Origin of the sequence: Bradyrhizobium erythrophlei, from assembly GCF_042430365.1 — a bacterium.
Classification (GTDB): domain Bacteria; phylum Pseudomonadota; class Alphaproteobacteria; order Rhizobiales; family Xanthobacteraceae; genus Bradyrhizobium; species Bradyrhizobium erythrophlei.
Genome location: NZ_JBHMET010000193.1, coordinates 1 through 776 on the forward strand (window position 1 = coordinate 1; position 776 = coordinate 776).

Consider the following 776-nt stretch of genomic DNA (forward strand, 5'->3'; position numbering starts at 1 on the left):
CAGGTGGCCTACAATGCGCAAATCGCGGTCGATGCCGAGCACGACCTGGTCGTCGCTTTCGATCTGACCAGCGAGGGCAACGATCTGCAGCAACTGCATCCGATGGCCCGGCAGGGCAAGGCGGCGGTCGGAACCGATCAGGTGATTGCCGTGGCCGATACCGGCTACTCTAACGGCGCGCACGGCCAGCAATGTGAGCAGGACGGCATCACGGCGATCGTGCCGCATGCCGAGCGGGTCAACCCGAAGGGCAAGCAATACTTCAGCCGCGATCAGTTCAGCTACGATCGAGAGAGCGACAGCTGGGGCTGCCCGGCCGGTGAGGTCCTGAAGCTCTTCAAGACCTCCCACACCAAACAGAAGAAGGAATATCGGACGCAAGCCTGCCCGGCCTGCCCGCTGAAGTCGCAATGCACCGAGGCGGCGCAGCGGATCATCGTGCGCGGCTTCCATGACGATGACCGCGAGGCCATGCACCGGCGGGCGATCACCGATCCGAGCTGGATGAAGCTCCGCCGCGAAGTCGCCGAGCATCCGTTCGGGACTATCAAATGGTTGATGGGCGTCCCGCGGTTCCTCGTCCGCGGATTGCTGAAGGCCAAAGCCGAACTTGCCCTCAGCATCACCGGCTACAACCTCAAGAGACTGATCGCCATCAAGGGCACACCCGCCCTGCTCAAAGCGCTCCGGCCCTGTCAAGCTTGAGGGCGCCTCTTTGATCTCAGCTCCAGCCGCCGCGCCAGCGTTTCTACACGGCCTGTTTCGCCAGGACGACG

The 776-nt window shown here is 63.4% G+C and carries 1 protein-coding gene; it reads left to right on the forward strand.

The genetic code is table 11. The annotated features are described in order from the left end of the window. Positions 1-705 (forward strand): transposase (locus ACFFWD_RS27670; protein ID WP_376970624.1); only part of this gene is annotated, 705 nt, incomplete at its 5' end. Positions 706-776: the final 71 nt, after the last annotated feature.